Source organism: Bacillus sp. LK2, from assembly GCF_001043575.1.
Taxonomy (GTDB): Bacteria; Bacillota; Bacilli; order Bacillales; family Bacillaceae_G; genus Bacillus_A; species Bacillus_A paramycoides.
Map to the genome: position 1 here is coordinate 1 of NZ_LDUK01000029.1, position 14977 is coordinate 14977.

Sequence of the window (14977 nt, forward strand, 5' to 3'; positions counted from 1 at the left end):
CTTGTTTAGAGTTTTGCTGTTTATTTTGGGAAGAATCGTTTTGCTTAGCACTTTGCTGTTTACCTTGAGACGAGTCATCTTGTTTAGAGTTTTGCTGCTTATCCTGAGAAGAATCCTTTTGCTCCTCTTTTTTTTGCTCGTTATTTTTACTTTTATTATGTTTCATACTTCTAGTCTGTTCTTTGTGATTATCCTCTTGATTGTTAGGTTGCTGTTTTGAGTTATTTGTTTCGTTTGTCTCTGCTGTATTTGAGTTTTTTTTCTTACGTAACCAATTCCAAATCATATGTATGCCCTCTTTGATTTTGTAATATAGTGCTATTTTGTGGCTAATTTTGTATCTTATTCATTTATTTATGAAAAGCAGGAGGAGATTGGTTTGCGTAGAAAAAAACCTTTAGTAAAGAAGTTCATAATATGACAGGAAGAAGGTGAGTCTGTGCAAATTGTAAAAAAGGAAAAGTTTGTTTTGAAAGAATTTACATTTGAAAATGGTAGGGAAATTCCTGTTCAAATGGGATATGAGACTTACGGTACTTTAAATAGAGAAAGGTCAAATGCGATTTTGGTTTGCCATTATTTTAGTGCAACAAGTCACGCAGCGGGAAAATATACAGAGCATGATGAAGAGTCTGGTTGGTGGGATGGATTAATTGGACCTGAGAAAGCAATTGATACAAATAAATATTTTGTAATATGTACTGATAACCTTTGCAATGTACAGGTGAAGAACCCGTATGTGATTACAACGGGACCGAAATCGATAGATCCGATGACGGGTTTTGAGTATGCGATGGATTTTCCGGTGTTTACATTTCTAGATGTAGCACGTATGCAATATGAACTAATAAAAGATATGGGCATTACTAGATTGTATGCTGTAATGGGACCGTCTGCAGGAGGAATGATTGCACAGCAATGGGCTGTTCACTATCCTCATATGGTAGAGCGAATGATTGGAGTTATTACGAATCCTCAAAATCCAATTATAACGTCGGTAAATGTAGCGCAAAATGCGATTGAAGCAATTCAGTTAGATCCAAATTGGAAAGGTGGAAAGTACGGAGAGGAACAGCCAATGAAGGGGCTTCATTTAGCGAATAGAATGATGTTTATTAATGCGTTTGATGAACAGTTTTATGAAACGGCATTTCCACGTAATAGCATAGAAATAGCACCTTTTCAAAAATTTTCTGCATTAACATCATTTGAGAAAGAAATAAATAAAGTAACATGCAAAAGTATAGATGTAGTAGATGCAAATTCATGGATGTACACTGCGAAAGCAGTCTTATTACATGATATTGCGCATGGATTTGTTTCTTTGGATGAGGCTCTTTCTAACATAGAAGCGAATGTACTCATGATTCCGTGTAAACAAGATTTACTTCAGCCGCCTCGTTCCAATTATAAAATGGTAGATATTTTGCAAAAACAGGGGAAGTACGCGGAAGTGTATGAAATTGAAAGTATAAATGGGCATATGGCTGGAGCGTTAGATGTTCATTTGTTTGAAAAGAAAGTTTATGAGTTTTTAAATCGGAAAGTATCTAGTTTTGTGTAGGAAATACATGATGTGAAAAAGGTGCATTGTTTGTAGGAGGCACCTTTTTTTACATGATCTGTAGACGGAAAAGATATGTAGCGATAGATAAACCGAAGAAAGCTATACTAAGTAATAGAAATAAGAATGCCATTTCTTGAGGGGATTTTATCTTTTTATTATTTTTCATACTAAGAGCAATAACTGCAGAAACTAAGAAAATGCTGCCCATAATGAAAAGAAAAAGTGTCATTTTAGTCGACTCCTTTCATTAAACAAGTATATTGAGGATACAATGCGCGAGTTATGTTTGTAAAGAATAAATTTTCCATTCTTTGCGTTCATTCCATTGCATGCTAAAATTGATGAGAACTGTTTATTTAAAGAAGAGACTGAAAGTTTTATTGTATATAAGGAGGAACGACATATGACAGAAGTAAAAACAATTACTACAGAAGAAGTGCAAGAACGTCTAGAAAATGGAGAAACATTATTTTTAGTAGATGTAAGAGAAGATGAAGAAGTAGCAGCAGGGAAAATCCCGGAAGCTGTACATATTAAAATGGGCGATATCCCAAATAAAGTAGATTTCTTTGAGAAAGAGAATGAATATATCTTTATTTGCCGCTCGGGAATGCGTAGTGAAAATGTATGCCATTATTTAAATGAGCAAGGATTTAAAACAGTGAATATGGTTGGCGGTATGCTTCAATACGAAGGTGAAACTAAATAATTAGCTTGTAAAAACTTGGAACGTATCTGTTTCAAGTTTTTTTTATTTTGCATACAGTATATAAAGGGGGGATAGGTAAAATGGGAATTAACATGCGTAAAGTGAAAATTATAAATAATACAGGAGCTGTCAATGTCGGCGATTGTTATGATCTCTCACCTTTTGCTGTAGCAAAAATATATACAGGCGCGGGTGGTTCTAGCGCGGCGACATTTTTAAATGGAAAGCGTATGGCAGCTGTTGTACCTGTAACATCGGTGTTTCTTCCGCCATTAGCGACGAGTACACGTACGCTAGGTTAGTAAAGGAAAGGTAGAGTGTAATTATGCCTGCGCATATTAAAGAATTTATTATTGTTAATAATACTGGGAATATATTTACGGGTGATAATTTGAGGGATACTTCGTTTACTGCTTCAAAAACGTATAGTGGTTCAACGGGACCAACTTGTATTGATGTTGTTACGATAATAGGGACTGAGACGAAGCTTTGTTTACAGCCGGGAGATAGTGTGACGACAACGTATACGAGAGGTACTCCTGCTGGCACTCTAACAGGAACAAATACGGGCCAAAGTGCAAATGCGTCGAGTACTATGCAAGCAGCACCAAATACAGATAATACAGATTCAGTTGCAGGACTCTCCTAAGAGATTAGGGGAGTTTTTATTTGAAAGAAGAACTTGTACTACATAAAAATAGGAGCAATTGTTTTAAAATATCGCCAGATCTTGACGGCCCTACTTTTCTTCCAGTGCCAACTGGAATGACATGGATTAGCTTTATCAGGAACTATTAATGCTCCGTTAGTAGCTACAACTAGTTTTGGTGCTACGATGATTGCGAATCTTTCAGCGGGAGCAGCTGTTCGTTTACAGTTAAATGGTTTACTTACTTCTACGACATTGTCAACGACTACACCGGGAGCGGTATTAACAATTATTCGCTTAAGTTAATAAGAGGAGAGCCTTGAAACTTTTATGCTTCAAGGCTTTTTATTTGTTTGAGCAAAAACATCGCAGTTCGAAAATATATTATAATAGAATGAAGATAGGTATAAATTTGGCAGAAAGGGAGAGTGGCGATGCAGGAAAAGGTTAAAGATTTTTTCGGACGCCCACTTCAAGATTTGCGCATCTCTGTCATTGATCGTTGTAATTTTCGGTGTACGTATTGTATGCCGGCAGAAGTGTTTGGGCCTGATTATGCTTTTTTGAAAGATGAGTTTTTACTGACATTTGATGAAATCGAGCGATTAGCAAAAGTATTTGTTAGCATCGGTGTACGGAAAATTAGACTTACTGGTGGCGAGCCATTGCTCCGTAAGGATTTAACAAAACTTATCGCACGTCTTGCAAAGCTTGATGGTTTAGTAGATATAGGATTAACGACAAATGCGATTCATTTAACGAAGCAAGCGAAGGCGTTGAAAGAAGCTGGATTACACCGAGTAAATGTTAGTTTGGATGCGATAGATGATGAAGTGTTTCGTACAATTAATGGCCGGAATATTAATACGAAACCCGTACTAAAGGGAATTATGGCAGCGAAAGAAGTAGGACTTGAAGTGAAGGTAAATATGGTTGTAAAAAAAGGGATGAACGATCATCAAGTACTTCCGGTGGCTACGTATTTTAAAGAACAAGGAATTTCACTTAGATTTATTGAGTTTATGGATGTTGGCAGTACGAATGGATGGAATTTTAATCAAGTTATTACGAAACAAGAATTGATCGATATGATTCATCAAGTATATCCAATTGAACCAGCTGAATCTCATTATTTTGGTGAGGTTGCGAAACGCTATCGATACGTTGGAACGGATGTAGAGGTTGGTTTTATTACCTCTGTTTCTGAGTCGTTTTGTTCTTCTTGTACGAGAGCAAGAATTTCAGCAGATGGAAAGTTTTATACTTGCTTGTTTGCGACAGAAGGAATGGATTTAAGGAAACTTCTCAGGGAAAACCTTTCGGATAATGATTTATTAAAAGCCATACAAGGTGTATGGGAGGATAGAAAAGATCGATATTCAGATGAACGGACAGAAGAAAGTGCGAAAAATCGTCCGAAAATTGAAATGTCTTATATAGGAGGATAAGAAAGGGGGATGTCGTATGCAGGAGCGATATTCAAGACAAATGCTATTTTCTGGTGTTGGGGAAGAAGGGCAGCGGAAAATAAGAGGAAAGCACGTGCTCGTCATCGGTGCTGGTGCGCTCGGAGCAGCGAATGCAGAAGCAATAGTTAGAGCAGGGGTTGGAAAAATAACAATTGCTGATCGTGATTATGTAGAATGGAGCAATTTACAAAGGCAACAATTATATACAGAGGAAGATGCAAAGCATTATAAGCCGAAAGCGATAGCGGCCGCAGAACATTTAAAAGCTATTAATTCCGAAGTAGAAATTGTACCGGTTGTGACGGATGTAACGGTGCAAGAAATGGAAGAGTTAATTAAAGGTGTAGATTTAATATTAGATGCGACGGATAATTTTGAAACGCGCCTTCTTATTAATGATATATCTCAGATGTATAACGTTCCGTGGATATACGGAGGATGCGTTGGAAGCTACGGAGTAACGTATACAATCTTGCCAGGAAAAACGCCGTGTTTTCGATGTTTAATGGAACATCCGGCGAGCGGAGCGACATGTGATACGGCCGGTATTATACAGCCAGCAGTACAATTAGTAGTTGCGCATCAAATAACAGAAGCTTTAAAAATATTAGTAGAAGATTTTGAGGCACTTCGTGAAACGATGCTATCATTTGATCTTTGGAATAATCAACAGATGGCATTTAAAGTGAATAGGCAGAAAAAGGATACATGTTTATCTTGTGGAAAGCTACGGACATATCCGAGTTTAACATTTGAAGCACAAACGAAAACAGAAGTATTATGTGGACGAAATACAGTTCAAATCCGCCCAGGTGTGCGTCAGGGGTTTAATTTAGAAGAAATTAAAAAGCGCTTACAAAAAATTGTGGATGTAAAGGCCACGCCGTATTTATTATCATTTCTGGTGGAAGAATATCGTTTTGTTTTATTTACAGATGGCAGAGCATTTATTCATGGGACGAATGATATGAATGTGGCGAAACGATTATATGCAAGATACATAGGTTGAACCTAAAGGAAAACCTTTAGGTTCAAAGGAGAAATGTAGGATTAAGAATTTCTAATGTAATCTCCATTTTTTCCGCCCGTTTTTTCAAGTAAATACGTTTCGCCAATAATCATACCTTTATCAACAGCTTTACACATATCGTATACGGTAAGAGCGGTAGCAGAAGCAGCTGTTAAAGCTTCCATTTCAACGCCGGTACTACCTTCTGTTTTAACTTTTACTTCAATGAGTAGTCGATATTGTTCTTCTGACTGTTTCCAATCGAAAGAGACGTCAACACCTTTTAATAATAAGGGGTGGCACATTGGGATAATATCAGAAGTACGTTTCGCAGCCATAATGCCTGCGATTTGTGCAACGGCTAATACGTCACCTTTACCAATTTCATTGTGAGAGATTTTATCGTGAATTTCTTTTGTAACGACAATGCTAGAGCGTGCGATTGCTGTTCGAACGGTTATTTTTTTGTCACTTATATCAACCATTTTAGCGCGCCCTTGGTCATTGAAGTGTGTGAATGAAGACATGGAATTCCTCCTTGAAGTAATTGCTATTTAATATATAAAGTGTAATCGAGATTAGATATTTTGCAAATACGAGGTGAGAAACAATGGTAGAAAAACGAATCCCGATTCAAGTTGCTGAGGCAGTAGAGCGGGTTATGAAATATGCTAAGCATGGTGAAGTGGAAGAAGTTTCTATTACAGAAAGTTATGGGAGGATTCTTGGGGAGGATGTTGTCTCAGATCACGATGTTCCTCATTTTGATCGTTCTCCTTACGATGGTTTCGCAATTCGAGCAGAAGATACGAAAGAAGCAAGTCAAGAGCATCCGGTTGAATTTGAAGTAATAGGAGAAATCGGAGCAGGATCTGTTTTTACAGAAGAAGTAGAAGCTTTTCAGGCGGTTCGTATTATGACAGGAGCAGCTATTCCAGAAGATTGCAATGCAGTCGTAATGCTAGAACTGACGGAAGGATTCGAGAAGAACGGAAAAACATATATGAAGTTAAAACGCCCTTTCAAAAATGGTGACAACGTATCGTTTAAAGGGGAAGATATAAAACAAAATCAAGTGCTTGTTAAAAAAGGTGCTGCAATTAATCCAGGTGTTGCAGCGTTATTAGCGACGTTTGGATATAGCACTGTAAAAGTTGTAAAGCAGCCTGTTGTCGGTATTGTAACGACAGGAAGTGAATTACTGGAAGTACATGAGCCGTTAGAGCCAGGGAAAATTAGAAATAGTAACTCTTATATGATTGCAGCTCAAATTATGAAAGTTGGCGGGAAAGTGCGTTATTATGGACAACTTGCCGATGAGTTAGATGCATGTTTTACAGCTGTTAAATCAGCGATGGATGAGGTTGATATTTTAATTACAACGGGCGGTGTTTCGGTAGGAGATTATGACTATTTACCAGCTATTTATGAAAGGTTACAGGCGAATGTACTCTTTAATAAAATAGCGATGAGACCGGGAAGTGTAACGACAGTAGCTGAAGTTGATGGAAAGCTACTCTTCGGTTTATCAGGTAATCCGTCGGCTTGTTATGTAGGTTTCGAATTATTTGTGCATCCAATTATGAAAACGTATTTGTATGCGAAGGATCCTCACATATATAGAGCGGACGCTATTTTACAAAAAGATTTTCCAAAACCAAATCCGTTTACTCGCTTTGTAAGAGCAAATGTGACGATCGTTAATGGGTCATTACAAGTGGTGCCAGTCGGTTTAGATAAATCGAGTGCGGTATCTTCACTTGCGGATGCAAATGCTTTTATCGTGTTGCCTGGAGGAACGAGAGGGTTCGAAACAGGAATGAAAGTGTCCGTATTATTGTTAGAATACTCCCAAGGAAGTGATTGGCCGTGGGCAAAGCCTCTTCAATCTTACAAATAGTAGGGTATCAAAATAGCGGAAAAACAACACTTGTAGAGAAAATGGTACATGCATTAGCTCAAAGCGAAATGAAGGTTGCTACAATTAAGCATCATGGCCATGGTGGTTTTCCCGAAGTAGCGCAAAAAGATAGTGAAAGACACCGAAAAGCTGGTGCTGTAGTAAGTAGTGTGGAAGGCGCTGGATTACTTTCTTTGTCCTCCTTGCGAGATGAATGGTCCTTACAAGAAATTATCCGCTTGTACGGATTTTTTGAAGTGGATATGATTTTAATAGAGGGCTATAAAGCGGAGAAATATCCAAAAGTAGTCTTACTTCGTTCCGCGGAAGACGCTGAACTTTTACATAAAGTAGAAAATGTAGTAGCGGTTATTACGTGGCATGATGCTCCATTAAGTTTACGAGAAGAATATAAAGTATTTCATATAACAGAAGAAAAGTTGTATATAGACTGGTTTTTACAAACGGTTAGGAGTGCGAAATGACAAATATGTATTATGAAGTAATTGATACAGAAATCTCGATTGAAGAGGTGACAAAGAAAGTAATTCGCCGTGAATGCGGTGCTGTCACAACATTTATCGGAACAGTTAGGGAGTTTACGAAAGGGCGTCGTACACTATACTTAGAGTATGTAGCTTATAAGACGATGGCAGAAAAGATGCTACAGAAAATAGGGGCAGAAGTGAAGGAGAAGTGGCCTAGTACACATGTTGCGATTACACATCGCATCGGCACGCTACAAATTTCTGATATCGCGGTTGTTGTTGCTGTATCAACACCACACCGTAAAGAGGCCTATGAAGCGAATGAATATATTATGGAACGCATTAAGCAAATTGTACCGATTTGGAAAAAGGAGTTTTGGGAAGATGGTGACTCATGGATTGGTGATCAATTAGAAAAAACGCCATATCCAGCAGGAGAGCCTGGGAAGGAGCTATAAATATGATTCGAGTATTGTTATTTGCGAACTTGCAAGAAGAAGCAGGAGTAAGTGAATTACAAATAGAGGAAGAAAATATTACTGTTGCACAATTAAAAGAAATTGTTGCGAAAGAATATAATGTACCGGTGTCAGCGCCAATTATGGTTGCAATTAATGAAGAGTACGCGAATGAAGATGATGCTATACAATCTGGTGATATCGTTGCGTTAATACCACCAGTGAGCGGTGGTTAATATTGGATTCATTAAAACGACTTTCCTGAATAGGAGAAGTCGTTTTTTTATGGCAGTTTGGAGAACACTATTGTATAGAATAAGGAGGGAATTATGAAAAAGATATGTGTAATGATTGCAATGATATGTTCTGTTTTCTTCTCTTCTCCAAGCTATTCTTGGGCAAAAGAATCGAAGGAGCAGCTTTTAGAGAGTGCGCTACTTAATCGGTATTATTCAGTTATAAGGCAAGTGACAGAAGATCAATATGAATGTGATTCAGTTACAAATATAAAGCGTCTAGGCAAGAAAGATGAGTTTGTTCCTAGATTTGAAGTTACGATACAGTTTCTTACATTTCAAGGGGCGCATAATCCGCCGAATGATCGTATTACACTCACTTTAGAAGATCATTTGGATCACATAAAAATAAAAAAAGTGGAGCGAGAAAAAAATGTTTCTGGTGCTACTGCAGATAAGGTTTGTGAGCGAACAAAAGAGAAAATAAAAGCTCACTCTAATGATTTAGAGCGGTAACCTATGACATTTTGTAGAGAAAGGTAATGAGCGATGGATATATTTTTAGCGATTTTACCAGCCATATTTTGGGGAAGTATTGTGCTATTTAACGTGAAACTGGGCGGGGGACCTTATAGTCAAACGCTCGGTACAACGTTCGGAGCGCTTATTTTCTCAATTGTTGTTTATATTTTTGTGAAGCCAGTATTAACTCCTACGGTTATCGGGGTTGGAATCGTGTCCGGTTTGTTTTGGGCGCTTGGTCAAGCGAATCAGTTGAAAAGTATTGATTTAATGGGTGTTTCGAGAACGATGCCGATTTCAACAGGGCTTCAATTAGTTGCGACGACTTTATTTGGGGTTATCGTGTTTCATGAATGGTCAACGACGATATCAGTCGTTCTTGGAGTTTTGGCGCTTGTTTGTATTATTATCGGTGTTATTTTAACATCACTCCAAAGTGAAGAAGAAAAGAATGCAGAGCAAGCAGGGAATTTTAAAAAAGGAATTATTATTTTATTAATTTCAACAGTCGGATATTTAGTTTACGTAGTAGTTATTCGATTATTTAACGCGAACGGTTGGTCAGCCTTATTGCCACAAGCGGTCGGTATGGTATTAGGCGGGATTTTACTCACATTTAAACATCATCCATTCAATAAATATGCGATTCGAAATATTCTTCCGGGATTAATTTGGGCAGCTGGAAATATGTTTTTATTCATTTCGCAGCCGCGTGTCGGAGTCGCAACAAGTTTTTCCCTTTCACAAATGGGGATTATTATTTCGACGCTTGGCGGAATTCTTATATTAGGTGAAAGGAAAACGAAGCGTCAATTAATTGGGATTGTTGTTGGTATCGTTTTTATTATTGCAGCTGGAATTATGCTAGGGGTCGCAAAAAGCTAAAGGAGGTATTGAAATGTATAGCGATTTAGAAGGGAAGGTCGTCATTATTACAGGGTCAGCAACTGGTCTTGGAAGAGCGATGGGAGTACGGTTTGCTAAGGAGAAGGCGAAAGTTGTTATTAACTATCGCTCAAGAGAATCAGAAGCGAGCGATGTATTAGAAGAAATAAAAAAAATAGGCGGAGAAGCGATTGCTGTAAAAGGTGATGTTACGGTTGAATCGGATGTTATAAATTTGATTCAATCTGCTGTTAAAGAATTTGGGACGCTTGACGTTATGATTAATAATGCAGGCATAGAAAATGCTGTACCATCGCATGAAATGCCGTTAGAGGATTGGAATAAAGTAATTCATACAAATTTAACAGGTGCTTTCTTAGGAAGTCGTGAAGCGATTAAATATTTTGTGGAACACGGTATTAAAGGATCGGTGATTAATATGTCTAGTGTTCATGAAAAAATCCCGTGGCCATTATTCGTGCACTATGCGGCAAGTAAGGGGGGGATTAAGCTTATGACTGAAACGTTAGCGTTAGAGTATGCACCAAAAGGCATTCGAGTCAATAATATTGGACCAGGTGCAATTAATACGCCAATCAATGCTGAAAAGTTTGCTGATCCTAAACAGCGTGCTGACGTAGAAAGTATGATTCCGATGGGCTACATTGGAAAACCTGAAGAAATCGCAGCAATAGCAACATGGCTTGCTTCAGCAGAGGCGAGTTACGTAACCGGAATTACGTTATTTGCAGATGGTGGAATGACTTTATACCCATCATTTCAAGCTGGACGTGGGTAATATAACAAAAGGACAAAGAGCCTTATCTCTTTGTCCTTTTTTCTGCCAAAAAAAAATAGCGTTCGGCTATTTTTTAAATTAGTGATTGATTGTATCTTGAAGAAATTCTGTTGCTTGATGTTCTGAGACATTTTGTACGAGCGCAACTTCGCTAATAACCATTTTGCGCGCATTATCTAGCATTTGTTTTTCGCTCGCATTTAATGCTCTTTCTTTATTACGGCGAAGTAAATCACGAACAACTTCTGCGCTATCTTGAAGGTTGCCGTTCTTCATTTTTTCCATATTCATTGTATATCTTTGTTTCCATGAGAGTGATGGGTCTGATTCCCCATGATGAAATTCAAGAAGTATACCATCTAATGTATCCTTATCAACGATATAACGTATACCTGATTTTTGTAATTGATCCATCGGAAGCATTACTTGCATATCTTTACTAATGATGCGTATAACACAATATTGACGCGAAGTACCTAATATTTCTTTCTCTTCAATTGCTTCGATGATTCCTGCACCGTGCATTGGATAAACGATTTTATCACCAATTTGAAACAAATCATCCACCTCCATATGTGGTAACCATTTTTAATGATAACATACTGATGTAAAAATGTCAAATTTTATATAATATCACAAAAAATATATTGAAGTCAATATATTTTTTGTGGTTTTTTATGGTTTTTTTTGCTCTTATATGTTGAATAAATATGAGGAATTTTTTTAGAAAAATAGTACAGGGGAAGAAAGAGGGCATATCCACTTATTTTTAAGCATAAAATGTAAAATCGCTAATACAATATACCTAAATCCGTTCTTTGTAGAGGAGGGAGAGAAGGTGGGGCGCACAATTAGGATTGATATTACAAATAAAGTTGTAGCTAAATTTAGGCCAGATTATTTGGAATTATATACGAGTAAATTTATGATAGGTAAGTTTTATGTCTATACTGAAGATAAACAATATGTGTTAGAAGACGGATATATATATGAAAACGGAAAGTTTTATCGCATCATAGATACGCACCGTGGCAATAATCAAGCGGCGGAGGGCTGCGATCTAGGATGGTGTTAACATGATTCGTGTAAAAGTGTTTGATGAAAGTCATGAAAAAGATTTAGAAGACGCTGTAAATGTGTTTTTGAAAAAAATTGATGATGGGAATTTTGTAGATATAAAGTATCAAGTTGGTGTTTCAATTAATGATGATGAAAATCAAATTTATTGTTTTTCAGCGATGATTGTTTATAAAGCATAAAAAAGAGCTGGGGAGCCAGCTCTTTTTTATGCTTTATGTTGGGACAACATGTGTCGGTAAAATATTCATAATAGATTGCGTTGTATCTATCTTCTTTGTCGTTAAAAGAACTTCCTCTGTTGCATGTTCCTGAGCATCAGTGCACATGCCGAGGTGATAACGATCACCTAAAAATGGATCAATATAAAAACCGTTTTTAAATACTTTATCATTCGGATGTTTTTCGTGGTGAATTTCAGAACAGTTAATGCAGTAGAACATAGCTTTCATCCCCTTTTCATTGTTGGTTAAAAAAATGAGTGGGTAGTCATTTCGCTCCTAAGGAAATGTTGAGGAGAAGAGAAATAACTACCTACCCAAATGGTGGGCATATTCCTTCTGATTTCACATATCTCACGTATTGTCCACGAGGGAAGGAGGAGAGACGAAGTACAGGTGAGATAAGTTAGGCGCTTCGCTCGATATGAATGATGGAGTTTCATATTGAGCGAAGTTTTTATTTTTTATTGCCTTTGTGAGTATATTATGAAGGAATGGTGAGAGAGTGTTTGTCCTGTTGAAAAAATGTTGAGAATTTCTCAACAGTAAAAAGAGTCTTACTGTCCGTAAAAGCCCGATTGGTGTGGGCTAATAATCAGTGGGGGATGGACAAAACCCTACTGATTAAAGTTTCACTTTATTGACATGAAACTAAAAGGTGTTATATTATCTGAATACAACTAAAAGGTGTTATGTATTAATGCCGAATAAAGGAGAAATAAAATGGAACAACAAAATACATTAAACGACATTAAACAAACGGTTATTTTTAGTGCATCTATTCAAAAAGTATGGGATACAGTATCAACTGCAGAAGGAATTGCGTCATGGTTTATGCCAAATGATTTCGAACTAAAGGTAGGACATGAGTTTCATATACAATCACCTTTTGGGCCATCACCATGTAAAGTGTTAGAAATTGATGAACCGAATCGTTTATCTTTCTCATGGGATACAGATGGCTGGATCGTTTCGTTTATTTTGAAAGACTTAGGGGATAAAACAGAATTTACGTTAATCCACGGCGGCTGGAAACATCCTGATGAAATTCTTCCGAAAGCGAATGCGAAGAGCTCTATTATTCGCGACAGAATGAATGGTGGTTGGGTAGCGATTGTAAATGAAAAACTGAAAAAGGTTGTTGAGGGCTAAGTGGCATCGTCGGCAGTAAAATACGATGTGTTTCAGGCAATTGCTGATCCAACCCGCCGAGAAGTATTACGGTTATTAAGTGATAAAGAGTTACCAATTTCAAAAATAACGGATCATTTTCCGATGAGTCGTACGGCTGTTGTGAAGCATCTGCATATTCTTTCAGAAGCGAATTTAGTGAGTGGAAGAAAGAGTGGAAGAGAAAAGATATATCGTTTGCAGCCAGAGCCGTTAGCGGAATTACAACAGTGGCTCTCGTATTATGAACGATTTTGGGATAATAAATTGTCTATGCTTAAATATATTGTAGAGAATGAAGAGTAGATTTTATCGCTCATATAAGGAAAGAGGATGACCGAAATGGTCATCCTCTTTATTATTGCTCACTTGTTTGTTTAGCTGGCTTTAATAGGAGCCAAGCGATAATTAATGTTAATACCGCTAATGCGAAAGTGCTCATATAAATGACGTGTATACTTGAGGCTAATGCTTCTTGTGATTCAGTTACTACGTTTGCCGCAGATCCTCCATGTCCACCAGAAGATACGAGGTCAAGGTTTTTGATGCCACGTGCATGTATCATCGTATTGAAGACCATGCCGAAAATTGCAGCACCTAACGTTTGACTAAATGTATTAATGAATGTGTTTAAACCGACTGCTGTTCCGCGCGTATGAGCCGGTACAGCTGCTTGAATTGTTACCATGTAAATTGGTGTGACAAGTCCCATTCCTAAGCCAAATAATCCGACTGCAACATAAATAAGGAATGATGGTGAATCTGTTGATAATGTAAATAATAAGAATGAAGCGACTGATAAAATGCTAGCTCCAAGTAAAATGATTTGTTTTGTTTGTAACTTGCCAACTAAATTACCGGAGAACATAGCACCAAATGTCCACATAACAGGAATTGGCATTAAAATGAGTCCAGCCTCTGTTGCATTTTTTCCTAATACACCTTGGCTCCAAATTGGAAGGTACACTGTAATACTAATAATCATTGCACCAGCAATAAGCGTTAATATGTTTATAGTAGATAATGTACGGTTAGAGAAAAGTGCTAGCGGAATTAATGGTTCCGGAGACTTTTTCTCGATGTATAAGAAAATAATGAATGACACAGCGGCAAAGATTAATAGGCCGATAATTGTAATGTCTCCCCAGTTTTGCTTACTGCTACCTGTTAATAGTGCATATAGTAAAGCAATTGTACTTAATGAGAAGACTGTTGCACCAAGGTAGTCAATATGTTGCTTAGAGGACTTAATAGATTCCTTATAAGAAGTGGCAATCATTAAGCAAGCGATAATTCCAAACGGAACGTTTAAGAAGAAGATATAGCGCCAAGAAAGGGAATCAACTAAAAATCCACCTACTAACGGTCCGATAACACCAGATACACCCCAAACGGCACTCATCCAGCCCTGTGCTTTCGCACGGTCCTTCGCTTCACTATATAAGTCTCCAATAATCGTCATTGTAATCGGCATAACAGCCCCAGCCCCTATACCTTGAAGAGCACGGAAGAAGATTAATTGTTCCATTGATGTAACGACTCCGCAAAGTGCAGAACCGATTAAGAAGATTGTTGCTCCGATGAGCAAAACTTTTTTACGGCCGAATAAATCAGCTAGTTTTCCGTATATTGGAGTCGAAACAGCTGTTGCAAGCATATAGATTGCATATACCCAACTAACAAGTTCGACGCCTGACAAATCACTCGTTATACGAGGGATTGCTGTACTAACAATCGTTCCTTCTACCGCAGAAAGAAACGTCATTAGCATTAAAGACATCATGACTTTTTTTCTCATTTGTTTTCCCCTTACCCTTT

General features: G+C 37.6%; 22 protein-coding genes and 2 pseudogenes. 18 read left to right on the plus strand and 6 right to left on the minus strand.

The genetic code is table 11. The features are described 5' to 3' along the window. Positions 1-286 (minus strand): annotated as a pseudogene (locus tag VK90_RS18115) (spore germination protein); the annotation flags it as partial. Between the two features lie 153 nt (positions 287-439). On the opposite strand from VK90_RS18115, the gene VK90_RS18120 reads away from it, so the two are divergent. After that, a complete protein-coding gene (locus VK90_RS18120) occupies positions 440-1564 on the plus strand; it encodes an alpha/beta fold hydrolase (protein WP_048374315.1) in 1125 nt (374 codons plus the stop codon). 49 nt (positions 1565-1613) lie between these two features. Here VK90_RS18120 and VK90_RS18125 read toward each other — a convergent pair whose 3' ends face one another. Further along, the gene (locus tag VK90_RS18125) at positions 1614-1796 is read right to left on the minus strand and encodes a hypothetical protein (protein ID WP_002173851.1); all 183 of its coding nucleotides are present in this window, start codon (positions 1794-1796) and stop codon (positions 1614-1616) included. A 174-nt stretch (positions 1797-1970) separates the two neighbouring features. On the opposite strand from VK90_RS18125, the gene VK90_RS18130 reads away from it, so the two are divergent. From VK90_RS18130 to VK90_RS18155, 6 genes and pseudogenes are all read left to right on the plus strand, one after another. Beyond that, positions 1971-2276 (plus strand): rhodanese-like domain-containing protein, encoded by a 306-nt coding sequence (locus VK90_RS18130; RefSeq protein ID WP_000141214.1) that lies wholly within the window; start codon positions 1971-1973, stop codon positions 2274-2276. An 80-nt stretch (positions 2277-2356) separates the two neighbouring features. Then, positions 2357-2578 carry a spore germination protein gene (locus VK90_RS18135; protein ID WP_048374316.1) on the plus strand — a complete coding sequence of 74 codons (222 nt, stop codon included), beginning with the start codon at positions 2357-2359 and terminating at the stop codon, positions 2576-2578. A gap of 23 nt (positions 2579-2601) precedes the next feature. Beyond that, a complete protein-coding gene (locus tag VK90_RS18140) occupies positions 2602-2925 on the plus strand; it encodes a hypothetical protein (RefSeq protein WP_048374317.1) in 324 nt (107 codons plus the stop codon). A gap of 120 nt (positions 2926-3045) precedes the next feature. Beyond that, positions 3046-3231: pseudogene (locus tag VK90_RS30285) on the plus strand (BclA C-terminal domain-containing protein); the annotation flags it as partial. A 128-nt stretch (positions 3232-3359) separates the two neighbouring features. Continuing rightward, positions 3360-4373, plus strand: coding sequence for a GTP 3',8-cyclase MoaA (moaA, locus tag VK90_RS18150; protein WP_048374318.1), 1014 nt, complete (start codon positions 3360-3362; stop codon positions 4371-4373). A gap of 16 nt (positions 4374-4389) precedes the next feature. Then, the gene (locus VK90_RS18155) at positions 4390-5403 is read left to right on the plus strand and encodes a molybdopterin-synthase adenylyltransferase MoeB (RefSeq protein ID WP_048374319.1); all 1014 of its coding nucleotides are present in this window, start codon (positions 4390-4392) and stop codon (positions 5401-5403) included. Positions 5404-5444: 41 nt separating this feature from the next. On the opposite strand, the gene moaC is transcribed toward VK90_RS18155, so the two are convergent. Further along, on the minus strand, positions 5445-5930 hold the full coding sequence (gene moaC, locus VK90_RS18160; RefSeq protein ID WP_002173847.1) for a cyclic pyranopterin monophosphate synthase MoaC: 486 nt from the start codon (positions 5928-5930) through the stop codon (positions 5445-5447). Between the two features lie 83 nt (positions 5931-6013). Here moaC and VK90_RS18165 point away from each other — a divergent pair, with 83 nt between their 5' ends. From VK90_RS18165 to VK90_RS18195, 7 genes are all read left to right on the plus strand, one after another. After that, positions 6014-7303: a molybdopterin molybdotransferase MoeA gene (locus VK90_RS18165; RefSeq protein WP_048374320.1), complete on the plus strand. Its 1290-nt coding sequence runs from the start codon at positions 6014-6016 to the stop codon at positions 7301-7303. Continuing rightward, positions 7267-7788 (plus strand): molybdopterin-guanine dinucleotide biosynthesis protein B, encoded by a 522-nt coding sequence (gene mobB / locus VK90_RS18170; RefSeq protein WP_025151473.1) that lies wholly within the window; start codon positions 7267-7269, stop codon positions 7786-7788. Before VK90_RS18165 ends, mobB begins: the two co-directional genes overlap by 37 nt. Further along, positions 7785-8249, plus strand: a complete 465-nt coding sequence (gene moaE / locus VK90_RS18175; RefSeq protein WP_002173844.1) for a molybdopterin synthase catalytic subunit MoaE — start codon at positions 7785-7787, stop codon at positions 8247-8249. Before mobB ends, moaE begins: the two co-directional genes overlap by 4 nt. Positions 8250-8251: 2 nt before the next feature. Then, the gene (gene moaD / locus VK90_RS18180) at positions 8252-8485 is read left to right on the plus strand and encodes a molybdopterin converting factor subunit 1 (RefSeq protein WP_002173843.1); all 234 of its coding nucleotides are present in this window, start codon (positions 8252-8254) and stop codon (positions 8483-8485) included. A 93-nt stretch (positions 8486-8578) separates the two neighbouring features. After that, positions 8579-9001, plus strand: a complete 423-nt coding sequence (locus VK90_RS18185) for a DUF3888 domain-containing protein (RefSeq protein ID WP_002173842.1) — start codon at positions 8579-8581, stop codon at positions 8999-9001. Positions 9002-9034: 33 nt separating this feature from the next. Continuing rightward, the gene (glcU, locus tag VK90_RS18190) at positions 9035-9892 is read left to right on the plus strand and encodes a glucose uptake protein GlcU (protein WP_048374321.1); all 858 of its coding nucleotides are present in this window, start codon (positions 9035-9037) and stop codon (positions 9890-9892) included. Positions 9893-9905: 13 nt separating this feature from the next. After that, positions 9906-10691: a glucose 1-dehydrogenase gene (locus tag VK90_RS18195; protein ID WP_048374322.1), complete on the plus strand. Its 786-nt coding sequence runs from the start codon at positions 9906-9908 to the stop codon at positions 10689-10691. A gap of 78 nt (positions 10692-10769) precedes the next feature. Here VK90_RS18195 and VK90_RS18200 read toward each other — a convergent pair whose 3' ends face one another. Then, a complete protein-coding gene (locus VK90_RS18200) occupies positions 10770-11264 on the minus strand; it encodes a CarD family transcriptional regulator (protein WP_053081433.1) in 495 nt (164 codons plus the stop codon). Positions 11265-11529: 265 nt separating this feature from the next. Here VK90_RS18200 and VK90_RS18205 point away from each other — a divergent pair, with 265 nt between their 5' ends. Together VK90_RS18205 and VK90_RS18210 are read left to right on the plus strand one after the other, a co-directional pair. Beyond that, a complete protein-coding gene (locus tag VK90_RS18205; protein WP_048374324.1) occupies positions 11530-11766 on the plus strand; it encodes a DUF2553 family protein in 237 nt (78 codons plus the stop codon). A gap of 1 nt (position 11767) precedes the next feature. Next, entirely contained in the window at positions 11768-11950 is a 183-nt protein-coding gene (locus VK90_RS18210) for a sporulation protein Cse60 (protein ID WP_000621746.1), read from the plus strand. Positions 11951-11983: 33 nt separating this feature from the next. Here VK90_RS18210 and VK90_RS18215 read toward each other — a convergent pair whose 3' ends face one another. Continuing rightward, on the minus strand, positions 11984-12211 hold the full coding sequence (locus tag VK90_RS18215; protein WP_048374325.1) for a DUF3973 domain-containing protein: 228 nt from the start codon (positions 12209-12211) through the stop codon (positions 11984-11986). 501 nt (positions 12212-12712) lie between these two features. On the opposite strand from VK90_RS18215, the gene VK90_RS18220 reads away from it, so the two are divergent. Both VK90_RS18220 and VK90_RS18225 read left to right on the plus strand, forming a co-directional pair. Continuing rightward, on the plus strand, positions 12713-13141 hold the full coding sequence (locus tag VK90_RS18220; RefSeq protein ID WP_048374326.1) for an SRPBCC family protein: 429 nt from the start codon (positions 12713-12715) through the stop codon (positions 13139-13141). Then, positions 13142-13465: an ArsR/SmtB family transcription factor gene (locus VK90_RS18225; RefSeq protein ID WP_002173835.1), complete on the plus strand. Its 324-nt coding sequence runs from the start codon at positions 13142-13144 to the stop codon at positions 13463-13465. It begins immediately after the preceding gene. Between the two features lie 52 nt (positions 13466-13517). Here the strand turns inward: VK90_RS18225 and VK90_RS18230 are convergent, their stop codons facing one another. Continuing rightward, on the minus strand, positions 13518-14957 hold the full coding sequence (locus tag VK90_RS18230) for an MDR family MFS transporter (protein WP_048374327.1): 1440 nt from the start codon (positions 14955-14957) through the stop codon (positions 13518-13520). Positions 14958-14977 lie beyond the last annotated feature (20 nt).

Coding starts and splice junctions, on each gene's coding strand:
- VK90_RS18125 (WP_002173851.1), bottom strand. CDS start 1,796: ATGACACTTTTTCTTTTCATTATGGGCAGCATTTTCTTAGTTTCTGCA.
- VK90_RS18130 (WP_000141214.1), top strand. CDS start 1,971: ATGACAGAAGTAAAAACAATTACTACAGAAGAAGTGCAAGAACGTCTA.
- VK90_RS18135 (WP_048374316.1), top strand. CDS start 2,357: ATGGGAATTAACATGCGTAAAGTGAAAATTATAAATAATACAGGAGCT.
- VK90_RS18140 (WP_048374317.1), top strand. CDS start 2,602: ATGCCTGCGCATATTAAAGAATTTATTATTGTTAATAATACTGGGAAT.
- moaA (WP_048374318.1), top strand. CDS start 3,360: ATGCAGGAAAAGGTTAAAGATTTTTTCGGACGCCCACTTCAAGATTTG.
- VK90_RS18155 (WP_048374319.1), top strand. CDS start 4,390: ATGCAGGAGCGATATTCAAGACAAATGCTATTTTCTGGTGTTGGGGAA.
- moaC (WP_002173847.1), bottom strand. CDS start 5,930: ATGTCTTCATTCACACACTTCAATGACCAAGGGCGCGCTAAAATGGTT.
- VK90_RS18165 (WP_048374320.1), top strand. CDS start 6,014: ATGGTAGAAAAACGAATCCCGATTCAAGTTGCTGAGGCAGTAGAGCGG.
- moaE (WP_002173844.1), top strand. CDS start 7,785: ATGACAAATATGTATTATGAAGTAATTGATACAGAAATCTCGATTGAA.
- moaD (WP_002173843.1), top strand. CDS start 8,252: ATGATTCGAGTATTGTTATTTGCGAACTTGCAAGAAGAAGCAGGAGTA.
- VK90_RS18185 (WP_002173842.1), top strand. CDS start 8,579: ATGAAAAAGATATGTGTAATGATTGCAATGATATGTTCTGTTTTCTTC.
- glcU (WP_048374321.1), top strand. CDS start 9,035: ATGGATATATTTTTAGCGATTTTACCAGCCATATTTTGGGGAAGTATT.
- VK90_RS18195 (WP_048374322.1), top strand. CDS start 9,906: ATGTATAGCGATTTAGAAGGGAAGGTCGTCATTATTACAGGGTCAGCA.
- VK90_RS18200 (WP_053081433.1), bottom strand. CDS start 11,264: ATGGAGGTGGATGATTTGTTTCAAATTGGTGATAAAATCGTTTATCCA.
- VK90_RS18210 (WP_000621746.1), top strand. CDS start 11,768: ATGATTCGTGTAAAAGTGTTTGATGAAAGTCATGAAAAAGATTTAGAA.
- VK90_RS18215 (WP_048374325.1), bottom strand. CDS start 12,211: ATGTTCTACTGCATTAACTGTTCTGAAATTCACCACGAAAAACATCCG.
- VK90_RS18220 (WP_048374326.1), top strand. CDS start 12,713: ATGGAACAACAAAATACATTAAACGACATTAAACAAACGGTTATTTTT.
- VK90_RS18230 (WP_048374327.1), bottom strand. CDS start 14,957: ATGAGAAAAAAAGTCATGATGTCTTTAATGCTAATGACGTTTCTTTCT.